The sequence below is a fragment of the Brevibacterium sp. ZH18 genome, from assembly GCF_022748595.1.
Lineage (GTDB): Bacteria > Actinomycetota > Actinomycetes > Actinomycetales > Brevibacteriaceae > Brevibacterium.
The window spans coordinates 143,113-157,229 of sequence record NZ_JALDSX010000002.1 but is presented as its reverse complement, the minus strand read 5'-3'; the positions used below and the strand labels follow the sequence as shown (position 1 = coordinate 157,229).

At 64.6% G+C, this 14,117-nt stretch carries 13 protein-coding genes; 11 read left to right on the top strand and 2 right to left on the bottom strand.

Translation table 11 applies throughout. From position 1 onward, the window contains the following. The first annotated feature begins 91 nt into the window (after positions 1 to 91). Positions 92 to 1,012 (top strand): NADP-dependent oxidoreductase, encoded by a 921-nt coding sequence (locus tag MPN20_RS01615; RefSeq protein WP_242778636.1) that lies wholly within the window; start codon positions 92 to 94, stop codon positions 1,010 to 1,012. Between the two features lie 52 nt (positions 1,013 to 1,064). On the opposite strand, the gene MPN20_RS01610 is transcribed toward MPN20_RS01615, so the two are convergent. Continuing rightward, on the bottom strand, positions 1,065 to 1,703 hold the full coding sequence (locus tag MPN20_RS01610) for a TetR/AcrR family transcriptional regulator (RefSeq protein ID WP_242778678.1): 639 nt from the start codon (positions 1,701 to 1,703) through the stop codon (positions 1,065 to 1,067). A gap of 166 nt (positions 1,704 to 1,869) precedes the next feature. On the opposite strand from MPN20_RS01610, the gene MPN20_RS01605 reads away from it, so the two are divergent. From MPN20_RS01605 to cls, 4 genes are all read left to right on the top strand, one after another. Next, on the top strand, positions 1,870 to 3,483 hold the full coding sequence (locus MPN20_RS01605) for a carboxyl transferase domain-containing protein (protein WP_242778633.1): 1,614 nt from the start codon (positions 1,870 to 1,872) through the stop codon (positions 3,481 to 3,483). Positions 3,484 to 3,491: 8 nt separating this feature from the next. After that, positions 3,492 to 5,522, top strand: a complete 2,031-nt coding sequence (locus tag MPN20_RS01600) for an acetyl-CoA carboxylase biotin carboxylase subunit (protein ID WP_242778630.1) — start codon at positions 3,492 to 3,494, stop codon at positions 5,520 to 5,522. A gap of 60 nt (positions 5,523 to 5,582) precedes the next feature. Continuing rightward, positions 5,583 to 6,755, top strand: a complete 1,173-nt coding sequence (locus MPN20_RS01595; RefSeq protein ID WP_242778627.1) for an acyl-CoA dehydrogenase family protein — start codon at positions 5,583 to 5,585, stop codon at positions 6,753 to 6,755. Positions 6,756 to 6,937: 182 nt separating this feature from the next. Then, positions 6,938 to 8,410 carry a cardiolipin synthase gene (gene cls / locus MPN20_RS01590; RefSeq protein ID WP_242778624.1) on the top strand — a complete coding sequence of 491 codons (1,473 nt, stop codon included), beginning with the start codon at positions 6,938 to 6,940 and terminating at the stop codon, positions 8,408 to 8,410. A gap of 6 nt (positions 8,411 to 8,416) precedes the next feature. Here cls and MPN20_RS01585 read toward each other — a convergent pair whose 3' ends face one another. After that, positions 8,417 to 9,238 (bottom strand): HAD-IIA family hydrolase, encoded by an 822-nt coding sequence (locus MPN20_RS01585; RefSeq protein ID WP_242778621.1) that lies wholly within the window; start codon positions 9,236 to 9,238, stop codon positions 8,417 to 8,419. Between the two features lie 251 nt (positions 9,239 to 9,489). Between MPN20_RS01585 and MPN20_RS01580 the strand changes: the two genes are divergently transcribed. Genes MPN20_RS01580 through MPN20_RS01555 form a run of 6 tightly spaced genes read left to right on the top strand, consistent with a single transcriptional unit; the run spans position 9,490 to position 14,117 of the window. Further along, complete coding sequence (locus MPN20_RS01580; protein ID WP_242778618.1) at positions 9,490 to 10,059, top strand: MaoC family dehydratase; 570 nt, start codon at positions 9,490 to 9,492, stop codon at positions 10,057 to 10,059. Between the two features lie 8 nt (positions 10,060 to 10,067). After that, complete coding sequence (locus tag MPN20_RS01575; protein WP_242778615.1) at positions 10,068 to 10,871, top strand: CoA ester lyase; 804 nt, start codon at positions 10,068 to 10,070, stop codon at positions 10,869 to 10,871. Between the two features lie 13 nt (positions 10,872 to 10,884). Then, entirely contained in the window at positions 10,885 to 11,550 is a 666-nt protein-coding gene (locus MPN20_RS01570) for a peptide deformylase (protein WP_242778612.1), read from the top strand. A gap of 11 nt (positions 11,551 to 11,561) precedes the next feature. After that, on the top strand, positions 11,562 to 12,683 hold the full coding sequence (locus tag MPN20_RS01565) for a hypothetical protein (protein WP_242778609.1): 1,122 nt from the start codon (positions 11,562 to 11,564) through the stop codon (positions 12,681 to 12,683). 27 nt (positions 12,684 to 12,710) lie between these two features. Next, on the top strand, positions 12,711 to 13,241 hold the full coding sequence (gene msrA / locus MPN20_RS01560; RefSeq protein WP_242778606.1) for a peptide-methionine (S)-S-oxide reductase MsrA: 531 nt from the start codon (positions 12,711 to 12,713) through the stop codon (positions 13,239 to 13,241). Beyond that, positions 13,242 to 14,117, top strand: coding sequence for a nitroreductase family protein (locus MPN20_RS01555; RefSeq protein WP_242778604.1), 876 nt, complete (start codon positions 13,242 to 13,244; stop codon positions 14,115 to 14,117).

The following is a 14,117-nucleotide window of genomic DNA, read 5'->3' as shown; positions in this document are numbered from 1 at the left end:
GTTCTGGAATGACGAGGCAGGAATAGCACCAACGGCGCACGTGTTGGGCAGATGTACACAAGCACGAACAATCGTCCGAAGGGTTTCTCCCATGCGCGCTGCAGTCTACGACCAGTACACCGACAATTTCGACGACATCAATGTTCGCGATGTCGACGATCCCAAGGTGCCGCCGGCATCCGTCCTCATCGAAGTCCGCGCAGCGGGTGTGAACCCCGTCGACTGGAAGCTCGTCGGCGGTCACCTCGACGCGATCATGCCCGTCCAGTTCCCCGTGACCCCGGGCTGGGATGTTGCTGGAGTCGTCATCGGACTCGGCGCCGACGTCCCCGAATTCGAAATCGGCGACGAAGTCATCGCCTACGCCCGCAAGGATGTCCTGGGTGCCGGAACCTTCGCCGAGAAGGTCGCCGTGCCCGTCCATGCGGTCGCGAAGAAGCCTGCCTCCCTGACCTGGGAACAGGCCGGCGGACTGCCGCTGGCCGGCAGCACCGCGCTGCGCACACTTGAGTCCCTCGGCGACATCTCCGGCAAGACCGTCCTCGTCCACGGTGCGGCCGGGGGAGTGGGCGGCTTTGCCGTACAGATCGCCAAAGCGTTCGGCGCCAAGGTCATCGGCACCGCGTCGGAGAAGAACCACGACTACCTGCGTGAACTCGGTGCAGAGCCCGTCACCTATGGCGACGGCGTCGTCGAGCGAGTGCTCGAAGCAGCCGGTGGCCGAGTCGATGGCGTCGTCGACTTCGTCGGCGAGCAGCTCGAGACGACTCTGGCCGTATTGGCTGAAGGTGGACCGCACGCCTCGGTCGCCGATCCCACCGTCACCGAACACGGCGGACGCTACATCTGGGTGCGCCCCGAAGGTTCGCAGGCCGCACGTCTGGGCGAGTTGATTGAGGCGGGCAAGCTCTCCGTCGAGGTCGCCGAGACCTTCGGGCTCGACCAGGTGCCCGAGGCCTTCCAGGCAAGCGCCACCGGACATACCCGCGGAAAGATCGTCATCGTCCCCTGATGCGGGAGGCTGACTCCTCGCCTGACTTCGTTCCCGTCACCAGGGAGTGAAGTCAGGCGATACCTAGCGCCGCGCATGCGGCGGCGCGCAATTCGACCCCGACCACCTCGGCGCTTGAGCGTCGAGCCTGGTACGGGGTCGAATTGATCATGCCGAAGACCGCGTGCACCCGCACCGTAGCGGCATCCAGCGACCACTCCGGGTGGAGTGCCGCCACGACCTCGGCCCACCGACTGACATAGCTTCGCTGCAGGCGACGGACCGTGCGCCGTGAAGCCTCAGGCAGCGCCGCAAGGTCGCGGTCCTGAATGCGGATGAGCTCAGGCTCGCTCATCGCGAAGTCGACGTGGAAGTCGATGAGCTCAATGAGCGCCGAGGCGGCCTCATCGGTCTCGTGCCGGAGGACGATCGTATCCCCGCCTGAGTTCAGATATTCGGAGATCCCGACGAGCAGCTCTTCGAGGACTGCTTCCTTCGAATCGAAATGGCGATAGACCGCCGGGGCGGAGATCCCCGCACCCTTGCCCAGATCATCGAGGCGCACACCATGGAACCCGTGCCGCGCGTAGAGGGTCTTCGCGACCGAGAGAAGCTGTTCTCGGCGGGCAGCCTTCGCCGCTGCGCGTGTGGTCCGCGCGGTACCTGACACTGCCGTCGTCGTCGTCGACGTCGTCGAAAGCTTCGGCTCCATATCCGTCACCTCATCTCCCTCGCTCGTACTCTGCACTCGAACCCTGCACGCGCACCCTGCACTCGAACCCTGCACGAAGGCTGCTCGATCGTGCGCATTGTCACAATGGCCTTTCAGCAGTATCATAGCAGTCAGTTAACAAATATTAACTGAAATGGGGATTGGAATGAGAGCAGTGGGAACTGCGGTCAGTCCGGCAACGGGGCAGGCGAATGCCGATGCACATGCCGAACTCATCGCTGAACTCCGGGAACGCATTCGGGCCACAGCCCTGGGCGGACCCGAGAAATCCAGGCAGCGCCACATCGACCGCGGCAAGCTGCTTCCCCGTGATCGGGTCGAGCACCTCCTCGATCCCGGCACCCCGTTCCTCGAACTCTCACCCCTGGCCGCGAACGGCATGTACGACGATGCGAGTCCCGCCGCCGGAATCATCACCGGCATCGGCCGGGTCAACGGCCGCGAATGCGTCATCGTCGCCAACGACGCCACCGCCAAGGGCGGCACCTACTACCCGGTCACGGTGAAGAAGCACCTGCGGGCCCAGGAGATCGCGAAGGAGAACAACCTTCCGTGCATCTACCTCGTCGACTCGGGAGGGGCGAACCTGCCCAACCAGGACGACGTATTCCCTGACCGTGAGCACTTCGGCCGGATCTTCTACAACCAGGCCACACTCTCAGCCGCAGGCATCCCGCAGCTGGCAGCAGTGCTGGGCTCCTGCACCGCTGGCGGCGCCTACGTCCCGGCTATGGCAGACGAATCGATCATCGTCAGCGAACAGGGCACGATCTTCCTCGGTGGCCCACCCCTGGTCAAAGCCGCCACCGGTGAGGAAGTCACCGCTGAGGAGCTCGGCGGTGGGGCACTGCACTCCCGCGTTTCCGGAGTCACCGACCACCTCGCTGCCAATGATTCCCATGCACTTGAGATCATGCGCGACATCGTCTCAACGCTGGGACCGAAGTCCCTGGCGAACTGGGACGTCGTCGAGCCGCGCGAACCTCTTCACCCGGCCGAGGAACTCACCTCGGTGGTACCTGTCGACTCGAAGATCCCCTACGATGTCCACGAAGTCATCGCCCGCCTCGTCGACGGTTCCGAATTCCACGAATTCAAGGCCGAATACGGCACCAGCCTCATCACCGGCTTCGCCCACCTCGATGGACACCCGGTCGGAATCGTCGCGAACAACGGCATCCTCTTCGGCGAATCCGCACAGAAGGGTGCCCACTTCATCGAACTCTGCGACCAGCGCAGCGTGCCGCTGATCTTCCTGCAGAACATCTCCGGCTTCATGGTCGGCCGCGACTACGAAGCCGGCGGCATCGCCAAACACGGAGCGAAGATGGTCAACGCCGTGGCCACCGCTCGCGTGCCGAAGTTCACCGTCGTCATCGGCGGCTCCTTCGGCGCCGGAAACTACTCGATGTGCGGTCGCGCATACTCGCCTCGCTTCCTGTGGATGTGGCCCAACGCCCGCATCTCCGTGATGGGCGGCGAACAGGCAGCCAGCGTCCTCTCGACGGTCAAGCGCGACCAGATCGAAGGCCGCGGCGAGACCTGGAGCGCCGAGGACGAAGACACGTTCAAGCAGCCCGTCCGCGACCAGTACGAAGCTCAGGGCAACCCGTACTACTCGACGGCCCGGCTATGGGACGACGGAATCATCGAACCAGCCGACACCCGCCAGGTGCTGTCCCTGGCCCTCGAACTCGCCCGTTTCGGACCAATGGAACGCCCGCTGAATGCCAGCGGCTACGGCGTTTTCAGAATGTGAGCTCATCCATGTTCAATACCGTACTCATCGCCAACCGTGGCGAAATTGCTCTCCGTGTCATCCGGACCTGCCGCCGCCTGGGCATCAGGACCGTTGCCGTCTATTCCGATGCCGACGCGCACGCCGCCCACGTCAAGGCTGCCGACACCGCTGTCCACCTGGGACCTGCCCAGGCCTCCGAGTCCTACCTGCGCATCGACAAGGTCATCGCCGCAGCTCAGGCCACCGGCTCGCAAGCGATCCACCCCGGCTACGGGTTCCTGTCTGAGAACGCCGAGTTCTCGGCTGCCTGTGACGACGCCGGCATCGTCTTCCTCGGGCCTGGTGCCGATGCGATCCGGACCATGGGCGACAAGATCACCGCGAAGAACGCCGTGTCCCAGCGCGGAGTGCCGCTGGTGCCCGGCACCAAGGACGCCGCAATGAGCAACGAGGCGCTCGTGACTGCGGCAGAAGCCATCGGCTTCCCGGTGCTCATCAAACCCTCCGCCGGTGGTGGCGGCAAGGGCATGCACGCTGTCTTCGAACCCTCCGAGCTGGCTGCCGCGTTGGACACCGCTCGCCGCGAAGCCGCGAGTTCATTCGGCGACGACACGCTGTTCCTCGAGCGTCTCGTCGCGACCCCTCGCCACATCGAAGTCCAGGTCATGGCCGATGCGCACGGCAACGTCATCCACCTCGGCGAGCGTGAGTGCTCCCTGCAGCGCCGCCACCAGAAAGTCATCGAGGAGGCTCCTTCGGCTTTGCTCGACGAGGCGACCCGTGCGCGGATCGGTCAGGCAGCCTGCGAGACCGCGAAGTCCGTGGGCTACCGAGGTGCCGGCACCGTCGAATTCATCGTCGGCGCTGACCGCCCCGACGAGTTCTTCTTCATGGAGATGAACACTCGTCTGCAGGTCGAGCACCCGGTCACCGAAGAGGTCACCGGAGTCGACCTCGTCGAACTGCAGCTGCGTGTGGGGGCCGGTGAGGAACTGCCTCTGGCCCAGGACGACATCACGATGACCGGGCACTCGATTGAGGCCCGCATCTACGCTGAGGATCCCTCGCGTGGATTCCTGCCCACCGGCGGACGCGCCCTCGACGTCGTCTTCCCCGAAGGCGAAGGCATCCGCGTCGACTCCGGCCTCGACGCCGGGCAGACGATCGCTTCGGACTATGATCCGATGATCGCCAAACTCATCGTCCACGCATCCGACCGGGCAGCAGCACTCGCTCGCCTCGACGCGGCACTTGCCGCGTCGGCCGTGCCGGGGATTGTCACGAACATCGACTTCCTGCGCACACTCATCAACCTCGACGCGGTGGTCTCCGGCGACCTGGACACCTCACTCATCGACAACCTCAGTGAGGACCAGCTGGCGCACGCACCGAGCGATCTCGACGCTCAGCTTGCCGTTGCCGCCGTGCTCGTCACCGGGGGCAAGGCCGGAACCGAACTGACCGGAGCGATCACGGCGGCACAGCTGACGCAGAACTTCAGGGCCGCCTCGGCGTGGGGAAGGCCCTCTGCCTGGCGGACCTCACGTCCGGGCTTCCGCCCCGCCGTGGCGTTGAGCTCCGGGGGAGAGGTCTCCACGGTCGAAGCCGTGGCCGACGATGTCACGATCGATGAGGGCGGCCTCTGGCATGTGCTCGTCGACGGCATCCAACACACGGCTCGCGTGTTCTCCGATGCCGGGAGCCGCTCGATCTGGGTCAGCAGCGATCGCGGGGTCTACGCGTTCACCCGGCCCCAGGCCGACACGTCCCTGACTCCGGGACTCGACGGCGCCGAGGTGCTCGCCCCGATGCCCGGATCCGTCGTCGCGATCCGGGTCGAGTCCGGCGCGCACGTCGAACAGGGCGATCCGGTCGTCGTCGTCGAGGCGATGAAGATGGAGCACGTGCTCACCGCCCCGGCCACGGGCATCGTCACCGTCACCACCGCCGAGGGTGCCCAGGTGGCCCTCGACGAGGTGCTCGCCACTGTCGTCGACGAGGCCGTACTCGAGGAAGCCGAATCTGCTGAGGATTCAGCTCCTGCGCCGACGAACTGACAGCCAAAAGAAGTTGACCATAGCAAACTCACTGACCACGCATACAGCGGGGAGGAAATCATGACTGCTTTCGTTCCGGGCATGCTGCCCGAAGAATACGAAGACCTGCGCCAAGGCGTCGCGAAGTTCGCCGACGAAGAGGTCGCACCGGTCTCCGCCGAACTCGATGCCAAGCACGAGTTCCCCTACGAACTTGTGAAGAAAATGGGCGAGATGGGTCTCTTCGGCCTGCCCTTCGACGAAGAGTACGGCGGCATGGGCGGCGACTATTTCGCCCTGACCCTGGCCATCGAAGAGATCGCCCGCGTCAACCAGTCGCTGGCCATCACCCTTGAGGCCGGAGTCTCTCTGGGGGCAATGCCGATCTACCGCTTCGGCACCGAGGAGCAGAAGCGCGAATGGCTGCCCAAACTCACCGACGCCTCCGGGCTGGCTGCCTTCGGCCTGACCGAACCGGAAGCCGGATCCGATGCCGGCGGCACGCGGACCAAGGCCACGTTGGAGAACGGCACGTGGACGGTCAACGGCGGCAAGTGCTTCATCACGAACTCGGGCACCGACATCACCCGCCTCGTCACGGCCACCGCCGTCACCGGAACCCGAACGTCGAAGTCCGGTCGTGAGGTTCCCGAGATCTCGACGATCATGATCCCGACGGGCACCCCCGGCTTCACCGCCGAGCTGGCGTATGACAAGGTCGGCTGGAACTCCTCTGACACGCACCCGCTGACCTTCGACAACGTGCAGGTGCCCGAAGAGAACCTGCTGGGCGAGCGGGGTCGTGGGTACGCGAACTTCCTGCGCATCCTCGATGAGGGTCGCATCGCCGTGGGCGCACTGTCCGTGGGCGCTGCCCAGGGCTGCGTGGACGAATCTGTGAAGTACGCGAAGGAACGTCAGGCGTTCGGCAAGCCGATCGCGGACTTCCAGGGCATCTCGTTCAAGATCGCCCGCATGGAGGCTCGCGTCGTCGCAGCCCGCTCTGCCTACTATCTCGCGGCCTCGCGCATGATGGCCGGCCTTCCGTTCAAGAAGGAAGCCGCAATCGCGAAGATGGTCGCCGGCGAGGCAGCGATGGACAACGCTCGTGACGCCACACAGATCCACGGCGGCTACGGCTTCATGAACGAATACCTCGTCGCTCGCCACTACCGCGACTCGAAGATCCTCGAAGTCGGCGAAGGCACCACCGAGGTCCAGCTCATGCTCATCGCCCGCGAACTCGGCATCTGAGCCTCAGCACCACGACACCGCCCGCCGAGGTGGCCCGACGTTGCGTACGAACGTTCGGGCCGCCTCGGCGGGCGGTGTTCTCTATCGGGAACCGATAGTCTGGGGCGGAAGCAGTTGCGAGCCGCGCGCCCGCACGATCACGGGCATCGTGCCCGCTGAAGCGATGGGCAAGGAGTGTGATCATGGATCTCAGCGTCCTGACGTCGGTTCTGACTGTGAGTCTGATCGTCATCGAATACGTGGTGAAGATCCTCGCCATCGGTGTCGTTCCTGAAAACCGCAGGCCCTCGTCTTCATCGGCCTGGCTGCTGCTGATCCTGTTCGTGCCGATCGTCGGAATTCCACTCTTCCTCATGCTCGGCAGCCCCTATATCAATCAGCGTCGAGCGCGGATCCAAGCCGACGCGAACGAACTCATGCACGAAGGCGCCGACGACCTGCCCGATGTGCCGCCGTCTCTGGACGCGCCACGGGACTTCGTGTCGATCGCTGCGCTCGGGCGTTCACTCACGTCGCTGCCCATGGTCACCGGAAACAGCCATGGCGTGATCTCGGATTATGAGGCCAGCATTGCCAGAATGGCCGAGCTCGTCGATGAGGCTCGGGACTATGCGCACGTCGAGATCTACATCATGGCGTGGGATTCCACGACCGATATCTTTTTTCAGGCGCTTGAGCGCGCGGCTGCGCGTGGTGTGCGGGTCAGGGTGCTCTTCGACCACCTCGGCTCCCGCAAGTATCCGGGCTTCCACCGGTTGGGCAAACGCCTGACCAAGGTCGGTATCGAATGGCACCTGATGCTGCCGTTCATCCCGTGGCGCGGCAAGGCCAGGCGCATCGATCTGCGCAATCACCGTAAGCTCCTCGTCGTCGACGGAACCAGAGCGATGATGGGCTCGCAGAACATGATCGACTCGAGCTACCTGCAGAAGAAGAACATCGCGATCGGCCGGGCCTGGCACGACATCATGGTCGAAATCAGCGGCCCGATCGTGGCCGCAGTCGAGGCAGTATTCTCCACCGATTGGTACTCCGAGTGTGGTGAGGCCCTGGGTATCAGACCCTACGAAAGCGACGGGAACGAACCGGACATCGGTGGAGCGACGAGTGCCATGCAGCTCATCCCTTCGGGGCCCGGCTTCAAGACCGAGCCCAACCTGAAGGTGTTCACCTCGATGATGTATCTCGCTCAGGAACGGCTGGCGATCGTCAGCCCGTACTTCGTGCCCGACGAATCCCTGTTGTCAGCCGTGACGACGGCTGCTCGCCGTGGGGTCGACGTCGAACTCTATGTCAGCGAACAGGCCGACCAATATATGGTCGATCGCGCCCAATCTTCCTACTACCGGTCCCTGCTGGAGGCCGGGGTGAGGATCTTCCTGTACCCCAAACCGGAGGTGCTGCACTCGAAGTGTTTCGTCGTCGACGACAAGTACGCGGTGATGGGGTCGTCGAACATGGACATGCGGTCGTTTGGCCTCAACTACGAGATCAGCCTGCTGACTACCGGGGGAGACCTCGTCGGTGACATCACCGAGGTGATCGCCGGCTACCAGCAGGACAGTCGGGAACTGACCCTGGAAGAGTGGGAGAAGCGCCCGCTGATCAGGCGCTACATGGAATCTGTGATGAGGCTGACCTCGGCCCTGCAGTAGAAGTTCTCAGGCGGAGCCGGTGACATCAGGGCCGAGTGCCTCGCGCTGATCGAGTGGCACGTCGAGGAGTTCGTGGACCCCATCGACGATCTCGTTGGGGCGGAACGGGAAACGGCGGACATCCTCGGCGGTGGAAATTCCAGATAGCACGAGGATCGTGTGCATGCCGGCTTCCATCCCGGCGATGATGTCGGTGTCCATCCGGTCGCCGATCATGGCGGTGCCATTGGAGTGCGCGCCGATCTTGTTCAGCGCCGAGCGGAACATCATCGGGTTCGGCTTGCCCACGACGTAGGGGTCGCGGTTCGTGGCCTTCGTGATCAGCGCGGCGATGGCACCCGTGGCAGGGAGGATCCCCTCGGGGCTGGGGCCGGTGGCATCGGGGTTGGTGACGATGAAGCGGGAGCCAGCTTCGATGAGGCGGATGGCCTTCGTGATCGCTTCGAACGAGTACGAATGGGTCTCGCCGACGACGACGAAGTCCGGGTCGTTCTCGGTCATGATGAAACCGGCTTCGTGAATGGCTGTGGTCAGGCCGGCCTCACCGACGACGTAGGCGGTGCCGTGTTCGACCTGGTTGGCGAGGAAGTCGGCGGTGGCCATGGCCGAGGTCCAGATGTGGGTCTCGGGGACGTCGAGGCCGTTCGAGCGCAGCCGGGCGGAGAGGTCGCGGGCGGTGTAGATCGAGTTGTTCGTCAGGACGAGGAACGGAGTGCCAGCCTGTCGCCATTGGGCGAGGAGCTCAGATGCGCCGGGCAGCGGATTGTTCTCTCTGACCAGGACGCCGTCCATGTCGGTCAGCCAGCAGTCGATCGAATCGCGATCCATGTCTCTCCTCGAGCTCGGGGTGGGCCGAAGCGGCTGTCTCCAGTTTAGTCGCGTTCACGTGGCAGGTCTTGACAGGTCCCCGGTTCGGCGTCCTGGCCGATCCGACTCGACGGGCGACGTCGACGACTCACCTCGGGAGACTCATCGTGAGCACCCGGGTTACCTGCTGTTCGGGCACAGGCGATAAGCTCAAATCACGAACAGCGGCAGTGACGCACACGGTCATCAGCAGTGACACAGGGGAGTGACACATGAGTGAGAACAAGGTCATCGAGCAGCGCGGTCTGTGGCTCGACGAGATGGAAGTCGGTGCGATCTACAAGCACGCACCCGGTCGGACCATCACCGAGGCGGATAACACCTGGTTCACCGCCGTGACGATGAATACGCAGGCCCTCCACCTCGATGCGGCGTTCGCTGCGACCGAGCCGTTCGGCCAGCGCCTCGTCAACTCGATGTTCACACTCGCCACGCTCATCGGCCTGTCCGTGACTCAGCTGACGCAGGGCACGATCGTCGGCAACCTCGGCTTCTCCGAAGTCAGCTTCCCGGCCCCGCTCTTCCATGGTGACACCCTCTACGCCGAGACCACCATCGTCGACAAGCGCGAGTCGAAGTCGCGCCCCGGACAGGGCATCGTGACCCTCGAGCACCGCGGCTACAACCAGGACGGAACGCTTGTGGCCAAGGCCGTGCGCCAGACCATGATGTTCATGTCCAGCCACGCCGACGAGGCTGCAGCGCGCGCCGCCCAGCAGACCTCTGCACAGCAGACCGATCCCACGCAGACCGACCCTACTCAGACCGAATCAGGAAAGTGAGCACTTCGATGGCACTGGATTTCAAGCCCGCCTGGCTCTTCGTCCCCGGCGACCGACCCGACCGCTACACGAAGGCGGCCGAACGCTCCGACATCGTCATCCTGGACCTCGAAGACGCCGTCAACGATGGTGACAAGGCTGCCGCCCGCGAAGCGATCATCGACTACCCGCTCGACCCCACGCGCACGGTCGTGCGCATCAACGCCCGCGACTCGGAGCACCTCGGCGAGGATCTGGCCATGCTCGCGAAGACCGACTACACAGCCGTGATGCTGCCGAAGTCCGAGCACGCCTCCGACCTCACCGTCCTCGGTGGCTACCAGGTCATCGCGCTCATCGAAACCGCGCTCGGTGCCGTCAACGTCGCAGAGATCGCCTCGGCACCCAACGCCTATGCGCTCATGTGGGGCTCCGAAGATCTCATCGCCGACCTCGGCGGGGGATCGTCTCGAACCGCCGACGGAGGCTACCGCGACGTCGCCAAGCACGTCCGCAACTCCACTCTCCTGGCCGCCCGCGCCCACGGCAAATACGCCCTCGACTCGATTTGGGCAGACATCCCGAACCTCGAGGGCCTGGCTGAGGAAGCCGAGGACGCCGTGCAGTCCGGCTTCAGCGGCAAGGTCTCCATCCACCCCAACCACGTCCCCGTCGTTCGCGACGCGTTCCGCCCCAGCGCAGAACAGCTGACCTGGGCGAAGGCTGTGCTCGATCTCGCGAAGACCGAGAAGGGCGCGTTCGCCTACGAAGGCAAGATGATCGACGCTCCGCTGCTCAAGCACGCGGCCCTCATCGTCGCCCGCGACGTCTGAGGAGGACCAGACCGTGAACGCAGCCGATGAACTCATCGCCTCCCAGATCCGCACAGTGATGACCGCCGCCGAGGCGAACAACGGCATCGCTCCCATCGTCGAAGCCGGTGACCCGATCCTGCGATCGGAGACCCGTGACTTCGACGGGCAGGTCGATGATGCGGAACTGGCGCAGCTCGCCGAGGTGATGCGCGCAACCATGCTCGCCGCCCCCGGCGTCGGGCTCGCCGGCCCGCAGGTGGGCATCGGACTGTCGATGTTCGTCGCCGAGGACCCCGGCAGTCTTGACCCGGAGACCGCGAAGGTCCGTGAGCGTGCCCCAATGCCGCTGCGGGTCGTCCTCAACGCCGGTTACGAGCCCGCCACCTCGGAGAACGTCGCGTTCTTCGAAGGCTGCCTGTCGATCCCCGGCTATCAGGCCGTCGTCGCTCGGCCACGTTCGGTCGAGCTCACGGGCGTGAATCTCGACGGCACACCCATCGCCGAGGTGGTCTCCGGCTGGTCGGCACGCATCGTCGCACACGAAACCGATCACCTCGACGGGATCCTGTTCCTCGACAAGGCCGAGATGCGGTCGCTGGCGACGAACACCTCAGTCGCGCAGTTCTGGAACCAGCCGTCTACGCAGAAGGCCGCCGCCGAGCTCGGGTTCGCACTGCCCAGCGGCATGCTCCTGTGAGCCTCGGCTCCATGCGCCTTCCGGACATTCCCGAGCCTCACCGCCGTCTCGTGCGCAGCATCGTCACTGTAGGGACGAGCGCACTCGCCCTCGTCCGCCGGCGTGACTTCACCCCTGAACACGAAACAGCCGCCAGGTTCGGCAATGCCCTCGCCTCGGCCGGTGTGGCCTGGCTTGCCGGTACACAGGCCTTTGCAGGCGAGGTGGGGGACGATTTCGACCTGGGTGCGGCGTTCGGTCCGTTCAGCCCAGGCGCTGGCCAACCGGTCCGCTATTCGACCGACGACCACGTCGCAGACGAGGACACGGCGGCGAGAACTCAGACGGTTCTCAACGCCGCCACGGCAGCAGCCTCTGGGCTGGTCAGCTGGGCGCTGTGGGACTCAACCCAGACCATCTCCGATTACATCGATGCGCGATTGCCTGCCGGAGTCGGACGAGGATTGGGCGCCATCGCCAGCGGATCGATCGTTGCGCTCTCTGCAGCCGTCATCGATAGACTCGAAGCCGCGAGCAATCTGGAAGAGATGGACTTCGCGCCGGTGGAGATCGAACTGCCGGAGCATATCCGTGCCGCCGTCGAACGGTTGCTGTCCCAACCACACCCAGTCTCCGCGGACACCGCTGAGGCGGTGCGAGAGCAGTTCGCCTCGGCCCGGTTCTTCGTCTGGGTCACATACTCGAGTGACCTGCACTCAGGCAACGGTCCGGTTCGCCTCGAGCCGGAACAGCTCGTACAGCTGCTCGCCGACGAAGAGATCACCTGCATCGAGGTCTACCCAGAGTCAACGTGCACGCGTGTGATTCCGGCAGCGCAGACTTACCCGATCATCGGGCTGAGCACCGAGCCTCCACCACCGCCGAGGGAGCTGAGCCTCGACATCGTCGACGGGCACCTCAGACGCCTCGACTTCGACGTGTCGGAGTCCGACCCGGCCCCGACTCATGCGGAGGACCTGCCGCGCGATTCCGCGCCCGGAACACTTCACCCGGACGGCCTCGACCCCGCGAACGGATTGTTCGGAGAGTTCAGCGGCTTCGGTGCCGGCGATGACGATTGTGATGAGGAGCACCTCACTCTTAGTCGATGGCCGGGGCCCGAGGAACTGACATTCCGGACCGACCGGGAATAACTCGGTCACCGCGTGGTTGTAGGAAATATGAGTGAACTTCGCACACTGACCTTGGGCGCCGGCTGCTTCTGGTGCCTCGACGCCGTCTATCAGCGGACGAAGGGCGTCACCTCGGTGATCTCCGGATACACCGGCGGCCACACCCCGAACCCGCACTACCGTGAGGTCTGCTCCGGCACCACAGGCCACGCCGAGGCTCTGCAGGTCACCTTCGATCCCGAAATCGTGCCAGAGAGCGTCATCCTGGGACTCTTCTTCACCGGTCACGACCCGACGAGCCTCAACGCTCAGGGCTACGACGTGGGAACTCAGTACCGCTCGGCCATGTTCTACACCGATGATGAGGAGAAGGCGCGCTTCGCCGCCGCCATCGCCGAGGCGCAGGAGATCTTCGACCGCCCGATCGTCACGACGCTCGAACCGCAGGGGATCTTCCACACCGCCGAGGCTGTCCACCAGGACTTCTACACCGAGAACCCGACCAACGGGTACTGCCGTGTCATCATTGATCCGAAGCTGTCCCACGCGCGGGAGGCATTTGCGGAATGGGTGAGCTGAATGTCGAAGCACAAGAACTCGAAGCGGAAGTCTGACTGTCCCTCGAAGAAGAAGTCGCAGGCGAAGAGGAAGTCGCCGGAGAGCGCATGCGATGTGACGAAGGATCGCGTACGCGCTCACTTCCTCGACGGCGAGACCGGCCCCTGGGCGAAGAGGCTTGCCGAGCAGGCCTCGGCGGCAGACGAGGTGGCTGCCGCTGAGAGTGAGGCAGCAGCCACGGCGGATAGTGCAGCCACGGCCGAGACAGCTGCTGCCCAGGCATTGTCAGCTCGGCGACGGGGCCCCGACTACTCCGTGCCGTCCTCGATCGACATCGTCGCCGATCCCGTCCTCCACGCGATCTCCACACGGCGTTCGATCTCGAAAGTCGAATCCGAGACCCCGAACGACTCGGACCTGCGCGAGATCATCCGCACGATCTCTTCGGTCGCCGACCACAAGGGACTGCGGCCCTGGCGATTCATCATCATCCGCGGAGACGACAGGCACCGCCTCGGCGCTGCCCTTGACGAGGCGGCCGGAGTGACACGGAAACCGGGCGAGATCAACGAGAAGCCGCTGCGGGCAGAACTGCTCCTGGCCCTGGTTGCCTCCCCGAGCAGCAATCCGAAAGTGCCCGAATGGGAGCAGCACGCCACTGCAGCCGGTGCCGGGCACCTGCTCGAGCTTGCGCTCTGGCAGGCCGGATGGGGTGTGATGTGGCGCAGTGGAACCCTGGCCAACGAACCCGCCGTCCGCAGGCTCCACCGCCTTGAAGCCGATGAACTCCTCATGGGCTGGTTCTACATCGGTGCAGTCCCCGAACGTTTCCGGGAGCGCATGGCTCACAGCACCAGGCCGCTGCCCGACCCCGACCAATTCCTCGACACACTGTGA

Bases quoted from the DNA above. Each gene is read 5' to 3' on its own strand.
- MPN20_RS01615 (WP_242778636.1), top strand. From the start codon at position 92: ATGCGCGCTGCAGTCTACGACCAGTACACCGACAATTTCGACGACATC.
- MPN20_RS01610 (WP_242778678.1), bottom strand. From the start codon at position 1,703: ATGGAGCCGAAGCTTTCGACGACGTCGACGACGACGACGGCAGTGTCA.
- MPN20_RS01605 (WP_242778633.1), top strand. From the start codon at position 1,870: ATGAGAGCAGTGGGAACTGCGGTCAGTCCGGCAACGGGGCAGGCGAAT.
- MPN20_RS01600 (WP_242778630.1), top strand. From the start codon at position 3,492: ATGTTCAATACCGTACTCATCGCCAACCGTGGCGAAATTGCTCTCCGT.
- MPN20_RS01595 (WP_242778627.1), top strand. From the start codon at position 5,583: ATGACTGCTTTCGTTCCGGGCATGCTGCCCGAAGAATACGAAGACCTG.
- cls (WP_242778624.1), top strand. From the start codon at position 6,938: ATGGATCTCAGCGTCCTGACGTCGGTTCTGACTGTGAGTCTGATCGTC.
- MPN20_RS01585 (WP_242778621.1), bottom strand. From the start codon at position 9,238: ATGGATCGCGATTCGATCGACTGCTGGCTGACCGACATGGACGGCGTC.
- MPN20_RS01580 (WP_242778618.1), top strand. From the start codon at position 9,490: ATGAGTGAGAACAAGGTCATCGAGCAGCGCGGTCTGTGGCTCGACGAG.
- MPN20_RS01575 (WP_242778615.1), top strand. From the start codon at position 10,068: ATGGCACTGGATTTCAAGCCCGCCTGGCTCTTCGTCCCCGGCGACCGA.
- MPN20_RS01565 (WP_242778609.1), top strand. From the start codon at position 11,562: ATGCGCCTTCCGGACATTCCCGAGCCTCACCGCCGTCTCGTGCGCAGC.
- msrA (WP_242778606.1), top strand. From the start codon at position 12,711: ATGAGTGAACTTCGCACACTGACCTTGGGCGCCGGCTGCTTCTGGTGC.
- MPN20_RS01555 (WP_242778604.1), top strand. From the start codon at position 13,242: ATGTCGAAGCACAAGAACTCGAAGCGGAAGTCTGACTGTCCCTCGAAG.